We start from the raw sequence: 17,746 nt of genomic DNA, 5'->3' as shown, positions 1-17,746 counted from the left end.
TTATGGAAAACGCATTTGAAGATGTCGGCATTTGGTTGACTAATACCGACATGCCCCACGGTAAAAAGCAAGTTATCAAAGCCAGCCTAAAACTCTTTTCAGAACAAGGCTACGATGGAACGTCAACGGCTCAGATCGCCAAAAGTTCAGGGATGAGTCAAGCGACGATCTTTAAATATTTCAAGTCTAAGGAAGATCTGTTGCTATTCATTATCGAACCGATCATTGAACATATCTTGCCAGCTTATGGAAAAGAATTTGCGACTGATGTAGCCCAAAACAATCAGAGTCTGAACAGTTTGATCCACTTCATTATTACGAACCGGTTTAACTTTTTAGTACAGAACAAAGATGCAGCTATCATTCTTTTCTCGCAAGTTATGATCAACGATAAAGTGAAAGATCTGTTGCTAAAGAAGATAGCATCGCTCAAAGGGATGTTTGTTAAAAATATTTGGCAAGTGCTGCAAGAAACTGGTGAGATGAGAACCGACATTGATATGATCCAATTCGTTCGTTTAGTTGCCAGTCAACTCTATTTTTACTTTTTGCAAAGTCAAAGAATCATTCCAACTGCGGACAAAGCCCAAATCCAAACGGATCTGAGCAATATTGAAAATATGATTTTGCGAGCGGTCAGGAAATAATTTATCTCTGAAAAACGATGTGCTATGCTAGATTTATCATTACTTTGAAACGGGGAGTATTTTAGTGAATTTAGAAGCGACATTAAAAGAAAAATTTGGTTATGATACGTTTAGACCCGGTCAAAAAGAACTGATCCAAAAGGTCATGGATGGTCAAAAAGCAATGGGTATCATGCCGACAGGTGGGGGAAAGTCTATCTGTTACCAACTGCCAGCTACTTTGCTACCAGGGGTCACTTTGGTAGTCTCTCCTTTGATTTCTTTGATGAAGGATCAAGTCGACAGTCTCAATGAGGTAGGGATCCCCGCAACGTTTTTGAACAGTACCGTTGAATGGCATGACCGTGAAGAACGGATGCGCTATATCGAAAGCGGTGCCGTCAAATTACTTTTCGTGGCTCCGGAGAAAATTGTCGATGATGAATTTTACAGTTGGTTGTCGGCACTGGATATTTCACTGATAGCTATCGATGAAGCTCACGTGTTGTCTTCTTGGGGACACGATTTTCGCAATAGTTATTTGAAAATGATCGAACCATTGCAACAATTACCGGGAGAACCTGCGTGGCTAGCTTTGACGGCTACGGCGACTGAACAAGTTCAGGATGACTTGGCTAGTATCTTACAAGTACCCGCCCAAAATATCATTAAGACTGGTTTTGAACGTAATAATTTAGCCTTGAAGATCGAACGGGGCGTTGATAAATCAGAGTATGTTTTGAATTATGTCAAAAATCATATCGATGAGTCAGGTATCATTTATGCTGGACGTCGAGAAGACGTCGATAATATCTATAAATTTCTCAACGACAACGATGTCAAAGTAGGACGCTACCATGCCGGTTTGAGCGATCAAGAACGCCACCAGCAACAAGAAGACTTCTTGTTCGATCGAATCAATGTCATTGTGGCAACTAACGCCTTTGGTATGGGAATCAACAAGACTAACGTCAGGTACGTTTTGCACTTTACGATCCCAGGGACGATCGAGAGTTACTATCAGGAAGTAGGGCGTGCTGGACGTGATGGCCTGCCAGCTGAGGCAATTTTACTCTATACGCCAGCTGATCTGCGGCTCCACCAGTTTTTTATCGATAAATCCCAAGGGGACGACCAATACAAGCTCAGTTTACGTAATAAACTGTTTGAAATCAGCCGTTTTGCCCAGACACAAGCTTGTCTGATGAAGTTTGTCTTAGATTATTTTGGTGAAACCAATACGACGCCTTGTGGACGCTGCTCTAACTGTTTGGATGATCGGGAATTGACCGATGCGACAGCTGATACGCAGAAAGTTTTGAGCTGTGTGGTACGCATGAATCAGCGCTATGGGAAAAAAGTCGTCACTAGAGTATTAGTGGGTAAAGATAACATGGCTAACGACTGGCGTCACTTTGAAAAATTGTCGACTTTTGGCATATTCAAGGATCGAACCTTGAAGGATGTCAGCCGTTTGATAGATTTTTTGACCGCAAATGGCTTTCTCAAAAGCAGCGGTGGGGAATATCCAACCCTATTAGTGTCAAAGAAGGGTCTAGCGGTCCTCAAAGGGAAAATGAATGTGGCTAGAAAGCAAGATCTTCGTCAAGAAACAGTCAAACCTAAGTCGATGGTTGCTGATGGGAGTTTTGACGTCGATCTCTTTGAAAAACTGCGAGCACTGCGCTTGAAATTCGCAAAGCAGCAGGGGTTGCCACCGTTTATGATCTTTTCCGATCGAACCTTGAAGGACATGAGCGTCAAATTGCCAACTAATGACCAAGAGTTCTTGGCTGTCAGTGGTGTAGGAAAGGTCAAATTAGAGCAATATGGACCCGATTTTATTGGTGAAATAAAAGACTTTCAAGAGGCCTAATAAGTAGGTATGAGTGTTAAAATAAATAATATGTTTATTAATAGATAGTCAATTAGTTGAATAATTGACTATTTTTTTGTGGAAATTAAGCAAAAGGAAAGAGTAATAAATGTTTTACGAAAACAACTATCCATTTGATCAACAAAAGGGTATTAGGGTGATTGAATAGTAAAATGCCTTTAAATAAGCGTTTGTAATGAATAGCTCGGGTGCTAAAGCTTAAATTCGGTCGAACATTAGTTCAAAAAGGCGATAGAAGCGTGCTGAGAGGCGAATTCTATGAAAGATCATCGATGAGTTGATGGACTTTAAGATGAAATGGATCAATAAATGCGTCATCAGTATTCTTAATAATGATTTTTTTGATGAAGCAATATTTAAAATATATGTTTTACGAAAACATAGCCATCAAAAAACAAGACCAAAGAAACAGACCGTCAAACCACAAAAAGTGCTAAATTAAACTTAACCGCCAAAATCAAAATATAAAGAAGGGGGCACAAACATGAAAAAGGTAGCAATAATTTCTGATATTCACGGTGACTTCACTGCCTTCAAGCATGTCGTTGAAGATGCGGAATCACAAAATGTTGATGAATACTGGTTTCTCGGCGACCTATTAATGCCTGGACCCGGGACCGACTCGATTTTGAGATTGCTGAATTCAATCAACACTACCCAAATGATTCGTGGCAATTGGGACGACTTTCTATTTGAGGACATCCTTTCAATCAGCAAGCAGTACATCGATGAGCCCCAAACTACCTATATTGTGGAGCTTTTGCAATATACCTTTAATCACCTGAGCACCAAATACCTCAATCAGATGCAGCATTGGCCTATCTATGCTGAAACGTCTGTCAGCGGCCTGAAGATTCTCTTAGCACATAACTATCCCAAAAAAGACTTTGGTCACGAGCTCTTACCGTATGAAAAACAGCAAAACTTCGATGAACTGCTATTTCAAAAGCCTTATGATCTGGCTATCTATGGCCACACGCATCATCAATTGCTTCGTACTAGCAGCAATGATCAATTAGTCATCAATCCTGGCTCGATTGGTCAACCATATACCGCCTGGCAAAAATTGAGTGCTGACAGACGCGCTCAGTACTCAATTATAACTTTTGATGATACTGGTTATGGTGGAATCGACTTTAGAAAAGTTTCATATCCAATCGCTGACGAGTTAAATTTCGCCAAAGAAAATAATTTGCCATTCTTTGAATTGTACAAAAAAATCTTTGATGATGGCAAAGCCTTTACACATGACAATGATGCTTTGAACGAACAAATAAAGAAATACAATTACAAAGCGGATGTTTTAAAATACCTAGATCAATTAGCTAAATTTAAGGAAAATATTTAACTTCCTATAATACATATTATGTAACCTTAAATATGTAAATTGCTTTCTTCTCAGCAATTTACTTCTCTTTATGTTTCTCTGTTCTTTCGGAGATCTTAATTTTAAATAAAAATCAATTCCCCTTAAATCCCTTTATTATCTGAGATTCATTGGTGAATTGCTTTTCTGTTTGCTGAATTTGATTCCTAAATAGTTATTTTGCTGAAGTGACCGTAGAATCAACGTCTCAGCCTTAAATAGTGATTGTTAGAAGAATTGGATAAGACTAGAAATTTTAAGTATTTATTTTGTATAAATACTAGCCCTATCAATATATTTTAATTCCTGATTTCAGCAATTAATAATATTGGTAATAAATGAAATTTGAATTATTTACAGAACTAATTGGCTAAATTCAATTAGAACTACTTACCCAGATTAGCAAAATAATATGTTCACATTCACGTAATTGAAACATAGAATTTAGAAAAATGTAATTTATTCAAAAAATCAGTTTAATTAAACTTCCTGACCAGTTGGTCGAATAACCATTTCATTGACAGCCATATTCTTAGGTGTGTTGATTACAAAAGCTACTGCTTCCGCAATTTCTTCCGGCTGTAGAGCTTGCATATCAGCTCCAGGAAGATCTTTTAAACTCTCAAGCTGTTCTTTTATCTCTTGATTGTTGATTGAATTGAATAATTCAGTCTGAACGGTACCCGGAGCAATAACGGTCGTCTTGATATTATTAGTCCGTTCTTCTTGGCGAAGGCCTTCCATAATTGCACGGACAGCGTATTTACTACCCGAATATGCTGCATAACCTGGCAACACTTCATATCCTAAAACGGATGAAGTAGTAATGATGTGACCACTTTGCTGCTTTTTCATTACAGGTAAAACGGCGGCAATTCCGTTCAAAACGCCCTTAACATTAACATCCATAATATTCTGCCATTCATCACGAGCAATCGCATCCAAATTATTGACTGGCATAATACCTGCATTGTTAAATATCACGTCAACTCGACCATACTTTTCAACAGTCTCATCAATCACATTTTGCACTTCATCATCCTTTGAAACATCAGCTGCAACAGGTAAAATTTCTGCTCCGACATTATTTTGAACGACTTTTTCCAATCGATTCATTCTCCGGGCAGCAATGGTTAACTTAGCCCCATTCTTTAGCAATTACTCCGGAAACAAAAGCGGCTACTAATAAAACGATGATCATAAAGTCCTTGAATTGATTGAAGAACTTTTGAACAATAGTTTGCTTCTTACCTTGAGCCAATGCATTTGGCCCATTTGTAGCCAGTCGTTTGGAAGCTTCAGAATCAACTAACCCCTCACTGTTAGTCTGTAAATCTTTCAATAATTGTTTCTCGGTCAAAGCGTAATACCTAGTGGTATCATGTTGATCTTTCATAAATAAATTTGCCTCTCTTCAAATTTTAAGGGATAAAAAAAGACTTGCACGCCAAATATGCGTACAAGTCTCACTTTTTAAGACAAAACCAGACTTTAAGTCTTGCTGACGATTTTGTCACAGGTAACTTCTGCTAGTTACTCCCTTGTTTGAGCTTAGTATAAAGGATACGACTACTTAAAGCAACCGTTTTCGATGGTTTATTTGTCAGAATAATGCGATCTGCAGGCTAAGATAATTAGGCTTTCTTTCGTGACACCATAGATCAATCGATCCTTTTGATTGATTCTTCGAGACCAGTAACCGGAAAATTCACCATGTAATGGTTCTGGCTTACCAATACCTTTGAATGGAGTCCTTGTAGTTTCTTTAATAAGGCTATTGACTCTTTTTAATGATTTTTTGTCATTTTTTTGAAGCCATAAATAGTCGGACCACGCATTATCGGTAAAACTTCTATTCATGATCGAAATCACTATTTTCTGGGTCAATTAAATCGTGACTGGTTAATAACCCTTTTTGAGCTTGATCTTTCGATTCTTCCAACCATTTTAAATTAGTCGGATTACCCAACACGAATTGGTTCTCAATCATATTGTTATAAGTATCTGCTGAAATTAAAACTGCATTGTGATTTCCTTTACGTGTGATAGTTATTGGCTCGAAATCATCAGTTGCCTTATCCAAATACTTTTTTAATTCTTTACGAAAATCTGAATAAGTAGTTGCTTCCATTTTAGCCACCTCAATTCTTTCATCACATAGTATTGTACTTGATTTTGTACTTATATGCAATTTTGAGAGTTTTAAATCGGAAAAAGTCCAAATGCTGAGAGGCGTGTTCTATGCTTTCTAGATATATAGTTGGTAGTCTAAAAAGTGAAAGTGACCGTAGAATGAAGATTCAGGAAGTAAGGAAATAATAAACATTAAATAGCCGTTATCTTGGATAAACAGGGGCTATTTGTAATAAATAGCCCCTAAAGAATGTTGACGTATCAACTTCGAAAAATTACAATATATACCTAGGGGTTATTTATCAATAATACTTAATAATAGACCCTAGTATAAATGACCTATAAAACCGTCTATTTTACCCTTTAAAGTGAAAAAATATCAAAATAGACTTAAATTTTTAAAAGAGACAGATTTGGAATGGAGACATTATGAAACAATTAGTTTTACCAATTAAAGACAGTAATATTTTGAGTGAAGTTCAAGATACACTTTTACGCAATTTTAAATACGGTCGCAGAAATTATACGATTTTTCAAACTGGTAAGGCTACCCTACTCCGTGTGTCGGATGTTCTTGCTCTAAAATACAGTGACGTTTTTGATGATTATGATGAGTTAAGAAAAACGGCTTTTATTCACGACAAAAAAACTGGCAAACCAAATACTTTGTATTTGAAACCGATCACCCGAGATTTGTTGATCTACCAAAAATGGCTTTTAGAAAATAAGGTGAATTCCGAATGGCTCTTTCCATCCATGCAGAGACCTGACCGTCATATAACTGAGAAACAATTTTATAAAGTAATGGCCAAGACCGGCGACTTACTCAATATCAATTATTTGGGTACCCATACGATGAGAAAAACTGGAGCCTATCGTGTTTATGTTCAGTCAAATTACAATATTGGTTTGGTAATGCGTTTGTTGAACCACAGTAGTCAACAAATGACCTTAGCTTACTTGGGACTGGATCAGGAATCTCGTGAAGCTATGTTGGATCAGATAGACTTTGGGTAGGAATAAAAAATACATCTGACTTTAAATGGTTAGATGTATTTTTTATTCCTATCAATTAGTTAATGTATTTATAATTCCCTTGTTGAGAATATCACTAAGAATTTGAGCTTTCTCATCAATAGAAACGTCTGATGAAGGTAGTGTTTGGAAACTTTTTACGACGATTGCAACCATTAATTCTTCAATGACCTTATTTTTAGGAGTTCGATTAATCTTTTCATGTCCAAAAAAGATATATGATACTGACCGTTGTATCTTTGCCACAAATCCAATGTCCCCATTCTCACTTAGGAGAATTCGGATTGTTGGCGCATATTTTTTAACCGAATCCATAGAATATTTAATCTGATCGAAGCTAAATAAATCACCACTTATCTGCTTAGAATCACGGATTGATTCAATATATTTAAGTGTTTCATCTTCAATTTCTGAAACCAATTCATATTTATCATCGTAATATCTATAAAATGTGCTTCGGGTAATCATCGATTTTTCAGCTATTTGATCAACTGTCATGGATTCAAAAGAATTAGTTTCCATGAGATCAATCATAGCCTGACGTATTAAATTTTTGGTTTGATTAGTTTTTCTCGTATAACTCATGTGTAATCACCTCGTCAATATAAGACAAAATATAACACATTGTTTGATTTAGTACAAAACAGCTTATTTTGTTATAGTACTTCTACTCTAAAGGTTTTATCTTTATCAATGTACTATTTTAATACGAGGAGATCTAAACATGAATAAAGAAATACAAATGAAATCGCATGATATTCATGGAAAAACATATAGACGTACATTAATAATGATACTAATATTGATGGCCACATTTGCTGGCACCATTATGCAGACATCTATGGGTACTGCTTTGCCGACGTTAATGTCAAAATTCAATATTAACTTGAATACTGCTCAGCAATCCACGACTTGGTTTTTATTAGCTAACGGCATCATGATCCCACTTTCGGCCTTTTTGGCTAATCGTTTCTCTACTAACTGGTTACATGTTTTTGCCTATGGCTTATTCATAGTCGGAATTCTAGTCACTCTTTCTACTCCTGAAAAAAGTTCATATTGGCACCTTTTCATTCTTGGACGCATCATAGCTGCTTCAGCCACAGGAATTATGATGCCATTGATGCAAATGGTAATTGTGAACATGTTTCCTCACGATAAGCTAGGTTTTGCTTTAGGACTGAGTGGATTGGTAATTGGAATGGGCCCAGCGATTGGACCAACACTAAGTGGATGGATTCTAAATAAAAATCACTACATTTTTGGCCTAACAATTACTAATTCTTGGCGTACTATATTTATTTTGCCACTGATCATTGTTGTTATTGCTTTTCTTTTAGCAATAGTTTTAATGAAAGATATTATTCCCAATAAAAAACAAAAGCTGGATCTTGTTTCTCTTTTACTTTCAACATTAGGGTTTGGAGTATTTCTTTTGGGTTTCACAAATGTTGCGACCTATGGTTGGACAAACTTTAAGAACGTGCTTTTATTCATCTTTGTTGGAACTATTATGTTAATTTGGTTTATTCTTAGACAATTACATCTAAAGGAACCCTTTCTTGATTTGAAAGTATTCAAGTCAAGAGATTTCACTGTAGCGACAATCGCTATCATTTTGGTAACAATGGCCATGTATGGAGTTGAAATGATGCTACCAACCTATTTACAAAATATCCATCATCTAAGTCCTTTGAATTCCGGATTAACATTATTGGCCGGAGCCTTAATGATTGGATTAATGGCTCCTGTTGCAGGGTTACTTTACAATAGAGCGGGAATAAGAAGACTGACCTTCGTTGGCTTTATAATTTTAATGCTGGGGACTCTTCCCTTCATGTTTTTGACTGATACTACTCCGACGATTATCATCACTATCCTCTATGCAATTCGAATGACTGGCGTAGCCTTAGCAATGATGCCTCTAACAACAAGCGCAATGAATGCTCTGCCAACCGAAAAATCTAGTGATGGAACAGCCGCAAATAATACTTTGAGACAAATTTCGTCTTCGATAGTAGTTGCTGTATTAACATCAACTACTCAAAGTATCATAAATAACCAAACTCCTAGTACTCAATTAAAGACCACTGATCCAATCCTTTATGCACATAAATTAATCGATGCTACAATGAACGGATTTAAGTCCTCTTTCACCCTCGGTTTTATTTTTGCATTTATAGGTTTACTTTTTGTCGTATTTCTCAAAGATGAAAAAAAAGAGGTGTCTGATAAATGATATTGTATCTATTAATAATTTTCACTATTATGACATTAGGAAGTTGGTTACTAATTGATAATATAAAAGTACGTCTTGTCACGGGATGGATTTCAATTCTGCTTCTGTTAATTTCGACTGTTAGTCTATCTGCCAATATGAACTATCATTTTGGTATGCAGAAAGAAATTACTTATTCTAGTAAAAAAATTATTTATACAGCTGGTCCATTGAATTCACCGCAGAATTTACTTATTACAAAAGAAATTGGCAGTAATTCAAATAATTATATATTAATCTATCGAAACAGTCAGAAGTCCATAAAACCTTCCGCCCATTTCGTACCTAATCGAAAGCAGACTGCTCAATTAATTAGAAGTCGAGCCACCTATAGATTAGCGGATGTCCAACAGGCAACAATCCAGACGGAACAGATCAAGTGGGTTTATCAGAATCAATTGATGAAAACGCTCTTTAAAGTAAATGATGAAACAGAATTGATTAAACAAAAAGCAATTGTTACTGTTCCCAAGACTGATTGGATCGTAATGCCATTTAACCAGATAAATAAAAATAACAATTTGAAAATTTAAATGAATCAAAAATTCGTTAACCTGTCTAACAAAGTCTTTATTGAACTGAGCTATGCTGCCATGTCCTGCATCGGGATAAATAATTAACTTACTATTCGCTGTAAATCATATGTGTTGGGCTCAGTTGGAACCATAATATCGCCATCACCATTAAGAATTAGAATACTCTATTTTATTTCGGACAAAAAAAAGCGTTCAGGAATTTTCCTGAACGCTTTTTACTTATTAATTTCGTGATAATTGATTTTGTTGGATCCAAGCATTAGTTCCAATACGATACATCTTAACGCCAGTTAAAGGATTATTGGCACGTCTGTCAACAATCCACTTTGAACCAGTAGCTACGGTGTGACCAGTATAGAAACCATCATTGTTGTAAATTTTAGCATTAGTTGTAGCTGTAACAGTTGAACCGGCTAAGAAACTTGCCCATGGCAAAGCGTCGTTAGCAGAAACGAAACCGTTAGTACTTACATGATAGAAGAAATTGCCATCAATAATAGCAATCATATCAGAGATCCATGAAGAATTTGGTGCTAGTGAGAAATCAGTACGTTGCTTGCCGTAACGATCGTAGACTACCGTTTGGTGATTCTTAGTAGTTACGCCACCACGAACATCAGCAGTATTGTAATTGTCACGAGTTACATAATCAGCACTCTTTTTCTTAGAATCGGCCAAGTCATATTTAGAAACGTTGGCATAGTCATTTTCGTTAGTTAAGTAATAAGCGTAAATATCACTGGCACTGTATTTACTGTGTGAAGCTTGATCATTTCCCATTTCTTGTGAGAAATAAACCATTCCGTTGGCGGATATACTTACACCGATACCGACATAGTTGATGTATGGATTGAGCATATTCTTTCTGTGACCATAGTTTGGTTCAGAATCATATGTTTCACTGTAAAATTCGTGGGTGATCTTTTCAGCAATAATAGTTGGATCAGTTGTACCTAACATTGAAAATGGCATTTGAGCAATATTTTCTTCGGCGTCCAAATAATATGGATACATATTATTTGAATTCCAACCGGCGTGATTATCTACCCCGGTATTAGTGAAACCATCAGTTCTTGATTGAGCATAAGAATTGAGTGTTCCAACTGAAACAAGCGCTGTCAAACCATTTTGAGCACGTAAGCGGTTCAATTCATTTAACATAGCGTTTCTAACAGCAGCGATGTTGATACCATCATAGGCTGCCTGTGTAGTAGCCGTATTGCTGGTATTATCAGACGTTGTAGTGGTACTATTATTAGTTGTCTTTGTAGTTGTATTATTAACAACTTGATTGTTAGTATCACTGTTGTTGTTAGTAGCAGTTGCCACACTAGTGTCAGCTGAATTGTTAGTGTTTGTATCAGTTGTTGTAGCCGTAGAGACATTGTTATTTGCGGTTACATCAGCATAAGCAATGTTCCCTCCTAAACTTGTTGCCAAAAGTGCACTTGCAGCCACTAAAATAGCTGCTCTCTTAGTTTTTGAAAACATGATACTCCCCTTTTCGTTGTGGAAATAATGGTTATATTCATTTTAACTCATTAGTATCATTAATAGCGCATTATTTTAAATAAAAGTTTTATATTATTTTAAGAAAAAAAAGCCTAACGGCTTTTTATGATTTATCGAAATCTCTGATCCAGGCAATTGCTAAAGCACCTTTACCCAAGTGCACGCCAATTACTGGTCCAAAGTAAGAACGGTCTAATGTAGAATTAGGATACTTCTCACGTAATTCACTAGCCCATTTGTCGCCAGCTTCTGGATCGTCAGCGTCTAAAACTAATAATCTCAACGGATATGTAGCATTTTCCATAGCGATGGAAAGCTTTTCTTCTGCTTTGAGCTTGGCCTTTTTCATGAGTCTAACTTTGTCATAGGCAACGGTTTTATGACTATCATTGTCAAATTCTAGTAAAGGTTTAATATTTAAGACGGTACCAATAACCGCTGAAGTATTGGAAAGTCTGCCACCTTTAACTAAGTTCTTTAAATCATCCACAACGAATGATTCGCCGATCGAACTTCTCAAGGTATCTAGTCGGTCGATGATCTCATCTAATGGTTTGTCCTCTTGTGCCATCTTGGCTGCTTCTTGAGCTAAATAGCCCATCAAGCGAACAGTGATTTGAGAATCATAAACAACGACGTTGATATTATCAATGGTTGCAGCAGCACTCTTTAGATTATTAACAAATCCTGAGATGGTACTTGCCAAATGAATCGATATTACGGTATCATAGCCTTCTTTAGCCAATTTATCGTATACGTTCATCATTTCACCAATTGAAGGTTGAGCCGTTGATGGTAACTCTGGTGACTTTTGTAGTCGGTCATAAAATTCAGAAGTAGTAATATCGATGTCTTCACGATAAGTTTTGTTATCGAAAACTACCTCGATGGGAACAACGGTTATATTATATTTATCAACTATTTCTTGTGGCAAATAAGATGTACTATCTGTTACAATGGCTATTTTCATAAATTTATCAATTCCTTGCTTGGTTACGTATAATGATTGTATAACCTTTTGATTATATCATATTCAACCAATTTTATAATTATTACAGAATAAAAGTTTCAGAAATTTACAGCAGTTTCAGAAAGGAAATTATCTATGTCTTTTGACGGAATGTTTACCCATGCGATGGTAAACGAATTAAATCAGAACCTCAGCGGTGGCCGAATCAGTAAAATTCAACAGCCATTCGCCAACGAATTGATTCTTACGGTTAGAAGCAATCGCAAGAATCGTCAACTATTATTATCAGCTCATCCCTCATATGCGCGGGTGCAAATAACAGATCAGCCATTTGCTAACCCTGCTAAACCATCGACTTTTGTTATGTCGTTGCGTAAATATATCACCAGTGCGATCGTTCAGGACTTTCATCAGTTAAACAATGACCGAGTCGTTTCAATCGATTTGTCAGCTAAAAATGAACTGGGCGATATTCACGAATATACGTTAGTTACAGAGATCATGGCTCGCCACAGCAATATTTTCTTGATCAATAAAGAAACTGGCAAGATCGTCGATCTAATCAAACGTGTATCAACAGAGAACAATAGTTTCCGTGGTTTACTACCGGGGGATGATTATAAATTACCGCCTGCACAAAATAAAATCAATCCATTTTCAACGAAAGACGAAAATCTTAATAATTTATCCGCTAGTGAGATCCGTGATAAATATGAAGGAATTGGCTTAGATACGTCGGCTGAATTAGTTGAATTTGTCAAACAAGGCAATTCTTTGGATGATTTCATGGCTCGATACAATAATGACCTACATCCTAATACGGCTAAATCAAACGACAAACATAAATTGGGCTTCTTCCCGATCGCATTCAAAAATACCACGACTGAAGTCAATAGTTATGGCAGTTTGAGTGAACTATTAGACAACTATTATGTCGACAAAGCTCGTTTGGATCGAATTGAACAACAGACTAAGAGTATCACGCACCGTTTGGATATTATCTTGAAGAAAGATAAGTCTAAGATCAAGAAGTTGAACAAACAGCTTCAACATACAGATATTATGAACAAATACAATCTTTATGGCGAATTATTGACGACATATATGTCAAAGATTCAACATGGCTCCAGTTCGATCACTTTGACTAACTATTACAACAATGAAGAAGTGACGATCAAGTTGAATCCTGAATACTCGCCTTCTTTAAATGCTCAGAGTTACTACAAGAAATATCGTAAGCTACAAAATTCCATCCCTCATATCAACGAACAATTAGCGATAACTACTAACGAAGTCAATTATCTTGAGTCCGTTTTGGCATCGCTTGAATACGTTGATATCGAAGACGTTGACGGTATTGTTTATGAATTGATCGAATCTGGTTATATCAAGAAGAAGCGTCGCAATGCTCCTAAGAAACGTAAGAAGAAGATTGGTGAAAACTTCAAGACGACAACTGGCGTTGAGATCACCGTTGGTAAGAATAACTTGGAAAACGATCAGTTGACGATGAAATTGTCACAAAAGAATCACTATTGGTTCCACGTCAAAGATATCCCTGGTTCCCACGTTATCTTAAAAACAAGTGATCCTGATGAACAATCGATCACTGAAGCTGCTACAATTGCCGCTTATTATTCCAAAGCTCGTGATTCTAGCAAAGTCCCCGTCGATTATGTTCAAATCAAAAATATCCGAAAACCTAATGGTGCTAAACCAGGTTTTGTGATCTTTGAAGGTCAAAAGACTATTTTGGTTGACCCCGATAGAAAGCTTGTTAGTGATTTAAAAGAATAAGAGAGCAAAACGTAGAAAGTTGGTTTGAATAGCTCGTTTGAGGTAGAAGGCGAAACAAACCGGTTTTTATAAGCAAAAAAGCATCCCTGAATTCAAAAATTCAGGGATGCTTTTTTAGTCTTCTTTTTTACGATATTCGGTGAGTTTTTCTTGCATCTCATCTTTATCTAATAATTTATAACGTTTGCAGTCGATTGCTAAGAGATATTGTTCATCGAAGTTAGCAAAGATTTTTTCCAACGATAAATCATCATCGATCTTATTACCTAGTAACAATTTAACTAAGGTGTCGATCACATGTACGGAACTGGCAAGTTCGTGTCGAATAATATCGGAAGTCATACCCCGATACATTTTAGTGACGAGCCAGTGATCGTGACTTTTGACCATTTCAAAGTTATAAATATCGACATGGTCGTAGTTTTCTAATTCTTGACTGATCAAATGAGCAATATCAGCTCGATCTTCAACAGTCATAAAATTATTGACGGAACTGACTTCATACAAGTGATTATCACGTTTGGCTTGATAAATTACTGATGGTGCTAAGTAATTCTTACCATCGCTGACGACCATCACTCTCACACTAGTATTGCCTTCAAGGTCAATGTTCTTGAGTTCTTGAGCACTGAATTGAAAGACTTGTTCATTCTCATCATCAACGATATTTTTGGACAAGTCGATAGTTCGTAAGACGCTGTCCTTGTCGATCAGACCAAGACTTTTGATCTCCATGTGCGGATCATCGATCTCAACGACTTTGCGGCGCATGACTAAAGGAGCATTCCATGGTTCGCGGCCAATGATAATTGGTTCCAAACCATTTTGGTCGATTGATTTAGCTAATTGGAACAAAACGAACTGTCTGATCATAATGTCAGTCTTCGAAGTAATGATCGGCGTTCTGACGATGATCTTCTTACGGTCACTGAGCTCTAATTCGTTGCTGATACCGCTAGTGACAAAGTAGTTGTGATTGATGTATTTGTTGTTTCCTACAGAAATGGCCCGTTTATTTTTAACAACTGTTTTAGTAACGATATCTTTACTATCTAGCAACAATTTGCTGTGACCAACGCCTTTGACACCCATTTCAACCATGCGTTCAACATTTTTACCATCGATCTCACCTTCACGGATGATCAGACTGTTGTCGATGATATTTTGCAAAGCGGAAAGATATGGCAACTTGATGCCAGTGATCTCTGACAAAACAGGTTTTTCAAAGTTTCTGCGCATAGCTTCTGACAAAACATCTAAGATCCAATTAGTTGGGTGAATGATTTTTTCAAATAACTCATCATCGTCTAATTTGCGTAATTCATTGTAGCGTTCAAAATTTCCATTGAATTTGTCATTCAAGGCACCTTTGTTGAGAACTTCTTCCAAGCTAAAACCATTGACGATAATACTTGAATCCGATGTTTTACTAGGCCCCAAGTATCTTTGTTCAGGTGTTTTCCATTGTGGGAAACGTGAAGTGATGTGGTCGACAAATGGTTCAGTTGCCCCATTGAAAGGACTGCCGGCATCTAATTGCAATTTGTCCAAGTGATATCCTAGACAAAGTTCAGCCACGACCGTAGCGATTGGATAGCTAGTAGCGTACTCCAAAAACTTAGTCTCTTCGCTCAGACGTGGGATGAACTCAGTGATGTAGGATTCTTTAGTTACATGGTTATAGGCAAAGTGGACAGTACAGACACCGACGACGTTAAAGACTCGAGCCAGTTTGATCGAATAATTGCGTAATCGTTGTAATTTAGAATCATTCAATGACAAAGCCGGTGAGACCAAATTGGAATCCAAGTGGTGCACACCAATTGGTTCCACGTCTTCAATCGTACCGATCAGGGATGAATTGTCATACTGGTCGCGCACGATCGTAAAGGAATATTCGCTGAAGCCACGGATACTACGTTCAATTTCGATCTTAGTATCTTCGATATCTTCCAAAGCCATGAAATTATCGAGTTCAAACAAATTATTGATGTTCGTCCAACCACTAGAGTGTCGATTAGAATAACGACGTCTAGCAATGATTGGAAATCCGATGGATCGGATAAAACTGTAGATTTCTTTTTCATCATTGGAAGAAATAAACTTGATCACTGGCAAATTGGCCTTAGTCAGTCGTTTGATAAAGAGCTCCCGCTTGAATGTAGCCAAATAAGCCGCAAAATTAGCTCCTAAGACCTTTGTTCCGCCAATCTTACCATTCAGACTCGAAACGATACCTAAAGCATTCCTATCCCCCACAGTTGGCAAAATAGCATCGGGATGGAATTGTTGGACATACTTCAAAACATTGTCGCCGGTAACTTTTTCAACGACGGATTTGTCGTAAAAGACGCCTGATGACAAAAGTGAAGTTGGATCTTCAACAATAATGGACATTTTATAGCCTAATTGATGCAAAATATCGACAGTATCGTATAGAGCTGTAGAGAGATCAACATTTTTATCGCTGCTAGTGGGGCCAATAATTAAAATCGTATGGATATCATCTAATTCCATTGTCTTCTAACCCCCTCTTGTTTCTTAGCTGATTCGACTAGATCAATGAATTCATCAAAGACGTAGTAGCCATCTGCTGGTCCTGGAGCGGCTTCTGGTTCAAAGAGTACACACATGATCGGTAAAAATTCATGACGAATGCCTTCGATCGTACCGTCAGCGACACAGACATTAGTGACGATGAAATCTGAAGAGCCAATGTACTTTTGGTCCAAAGTATAAGAGTGGTTGTGGTTGACGAAGTCGATCTTGCCACTGGCTACTTCTTTGACTGCCAAGGATGATTCGTGGTGCGGATGAGCAAGCTTTTCGATCTGACAGTCATTAGCTAAGGCAATCAAAAGGTTACCCAATCCAATACCTAGGAGTGGATAATTCTTTTGAAGCGTTTGGATAGTTTTGATGACATTAGGCAGATCTTTAGGATCGCCAGGTCCATTGGAAAAGATAATTCCATCTGGGTGTAAGTTGATGATTTCATCAGCTGTGGAATTGTAATTGACGATGATCGAGTTGCAGTCGCGATACGACAACTGTCTGAGAATAGAATACTTGAGTCCTAAATCCACAATAACGATCTTCAAGCCCATATTAGGATTTGGATACGATTGTCTAGTTGAAACTCGTTTGACTAGATCTGGTGGCAAAACTAAGGCCTTGATCTGATCAATCGCATGTTCGTCGTGAGTATCCATGATACTGGCTTTCATTTCGCCGTGTTCGTCAATGTGTTTAGCTAAAGCTCTGACGTCGACATTCTTGATTCCGGGTATTTTTAAACTGCTGATCCAATTTTCAAACGAAACCGAATCATCAACCGTCGACAAACTAGAGGAGCCAATGACGACCCCTTTACACTGTGAATTGATTGATTCATAAAAATCACGATTGATACCTGAGTTACCAACAGAGGGAATCGTAAAAGCCAGTATTTGACCTTCAGTATCTGGATCAGTCACGGATTGTTCGATTCCTGTACGGTTATTTGAGATTACCAGCTGTCCGGTGGTAATGATAGAAGACCCAAAGCCTTCACCAGGAAAGACAGTTCCGTCCTCTAAAATTAAATAACGTTTCAT

At 37.2% G+C, this 17,746-nt stretch carries 15 protein-coding genes and 1 pseudogene; 7 read left to right on the top strand and 9 right to left on the bottom strand.

The window, feature by feature from the left end; genetic code table 11:
• Nucleotides 1-2: 2 nt before the first annotated feature.
• The 3 genes from FD29_RS00885 (at nt 3) to FD29_RS00875 (ending at nt 3,871) form a co-directional block, all read left to right on the top strand.
• Nucleotides 3-647 carry a TetR/AcrR family transcriptional regulator gene (locus FD29_RS00885; RefSeq protein WP_057887100.1) on the top strand — a complete coding sequence of 215 codons (645 nt, stop codon included), beginning with the start codon at nt 3-5 and terminating at the stop codon, nt 645-647.
• Nucleotides 648-711: 64 nt separating this feature from the next.
• Nucleotides 712-2,502, top strand: coding sequence for a DNA helicase RecQ (gene recQ / locus FD29_RS00880; RefSeq protein ID WP_057887099.1), 1,791 nt, complete (start codon nt 712-714; stop codon nt 2,500-2,502).
• Between the two features lie 505 nt (nt 2,503-3,007).
• On the top strand, nt 3,008-3,871 hold the full coding sequence (locus FD29_RS00875) for a metallophosphoesterase family protein (protein ID WP_057887098.1): 864 nt from the start codon (nt 3,008-3,010) through the stop codon (nt 3,869-3,871).
• A 498-nt stretch (nt 3,872-4,369) separates the two neighbouring features.
• Here FD29_RS00875 and FD29_RS00870 read toward each other — a convergent pair.
• The 4 genes and pseudogenes from FD29_RS00870 to FD29_RS00855 form a co-directional block, all read right to left on the bottom strand.
• Nucleotides 4,370-5,047, bottom strand: a pseudogene (locus FD29_RS00870) (SDR family oxidoreductase); the annotation flags it as partial.
• Complete coding sequence (locus FD29_RS00865; RefSeq protein WP_057887097.1) at nt 5,028-5,285, bottom strand: cation-transporting P-type ATPase; 258 nt, start codon at nt 5,283-5,285, stop codon at nt 5,028-5,030. The pseudogene FD29_RS00870 and the gene FD29_RS00865, both read right to left, overlap by 20 nt.
• Nucleotides 5,286-5,485: 200 nt before the next feature.
• On the bottom strand, nt 5,486-5,749 hold the full coding sequence (locus FD29_RS00860; protein WP_057887096.1) for a Txe/YoeB family addiction module toxin: 264 nt from the start codon (nt 5,747-5,749) through the stop codon (nt 5,486-5,488).
• Nucleotides 5,742-6,020, bottom strand: a complete 279-nt coding sequence (locus FD29_RS00855; protein ID WP_057887095.1) for a type II toxin-antitoxin system Phd/YefM family antitoxin — start codon at nt 6,018-6,020, stop codon at nt 5,742-5,744. Before FD29_RS00855 ends, FD29_RS00860 begins: the two co-directional genes overlap by 8 nt.
• 431 nt (nt 6,021-6,451) lie before the next feature.
• Between FD29_RS00855 and FD29_RS00850 the strand changes: the two genes are divergently transcribed.
• Nucleotides 6,452-7,039 carry a site-specific integrase gene (locus tag FD29_RS00850; RefSeq protein WP_057887094.1) on the top strand — a complete coding sequence of 196 codons (588 nt, stop codon included), beginning with the start codon at nt 6,452-6,454 and terminating at the stop codon, nt 7,037-7,039.
• A gap of 51 nt (nt 7,040-7,090) precedes the next feature.
• Here the strand turns inward: FD29_RS00850 and FD29_RS00845 are convergent, their stop codons facing one another.
• Nucleotides 7,091-7,642, bottom strand: coding sequence for a TetR/AcrR family transcriptional regulator (locus FD29_RS00845; protein ID WP_057887093.1), 552 nt, complete (start codon nt 7,640-7,642; stop codon nt 7,091-7,093).
• A gap of 151 nt (nt 7,643-7,793) precedes the next feature.
• Between FD29_RS00845 and FD29_RS00840 the strand changes: the two genes are divergently transcribed.
• On the top strand, nt 7,794-9,296 hold the full coding sequence (locus FD29_RS00840; protein WP_201780217.1) for a DHA2 family efflux MFS transporter permease subunit: 1,503 nt from the start codon (nt 7,794-7,796) through the stop codon (nt 9,294-9,296).
• Nucleotides 9,293-9,868 carry a DUF4811 domain-containing protein gene (locus FD29_RS00835; protein WP_057887091.1) on the top strand — a complete coding sequence of 192 codons (576 nt, stop codon included), beginning with the start codon at nt 9,293-9,295 and terminating at the stop codon, nt 9,866-9,868. Before FD29_RS00840 ends, FD29_RS00835 begins: the two co-directional genes overlap by 4 nt.
• Nucleotides 9,869-10,093: 225 nt before the next feature.
• Here FD29_RS00835 and FD29_RS00830 read toward each other — a convergent pair whose 3' ends face one another.
• Both FD29_RS00830 and FD29_RS00825 read right to left on the bottom strand, forming a co-directional pair.
• Entirely contained in the window at nt 10,094-11,362 is a 1,269-nt protein-coding gene (locus tag FD29_RS00830) for a CAP domain-containing protein (protein WP_057887090.1), read from the bottom strand.
• Nucleotides 11,363-11,486: 124 nt separating this feature from the next.
• Nucleotides 11,487-12,353 (bottom strand): DegV family protein, encoded by an 867-nt coding sequence (locus FD29_RS00825; protein WP_057887089.1) that lies wholly within the window; start codon nt 12,351-12,353, stop codon nt 11,487-11,489.
• A gap of 135 nt (nt 12,354-12,488) precedes the next feature.
• Here FD29_RS00825 and FD29_RS00820 point away from each other — a divergent pair, with 135 nt between their 5' ends.
• Nucleotides 12,489-14,150, top strand: coding sequence for an Rqc2 family fibronectin-binding protein (locus FD29_RS00820; RefSeq protein WP_057887088.1), 1,662 nt, complete (start codon nt 12,489-12,491; stop codon nt 14,148-14,150).
• 114 nt (nt 14,151-14,264) lie between these two features.
• Here FD29_RS00820 and FD29_RS00815 read toward each other — a convergent pair whose 3' ends face one another.
• Both FD29_RS00815 and FD29_RS00810 read right to left on the bottom strand, forming a co-directional pair.
• Nucleotides 14,265-16,667 (bottom strand): ATP-binding protein, encoded by a 2,403-nt coding sequence (locus FD29_RS00815; RefSeq protein ID WP_057887087.1) that lies wholly within the window; start codon nt 16,665-16,667, stop codon nt 14,265-14,267.
• On the bottom strand, nt 16,658-17,746 hold the full coding sequence (locus FD29_RS00810; RefSeq protein ID WP_057887086.1) for a carbamoyl phosphate synthase small subunit: 1,089 nt from the start codon (nt 17,744-17,746) through the stop codon (nt 16,658-16,660). Before FD29_RS00810 ends, FD29_RS00815 begins: the two co-directional genes overlap by 10 nt.

The organism is Companilactobacillus mindensis DSM 14500 (genome assembly GCF_001434275.1).
Lineage (GTDB): Bacteria > Bacillota > Bacilli > Lactobacillales > Lactobacillaceae > Companilactobacillus > Companilactobacillus mindensis.
Note: the sequence above shows the minus strand (reverse complement) of the source record. Positions and strands in the feature narration are given on the sequence as shown.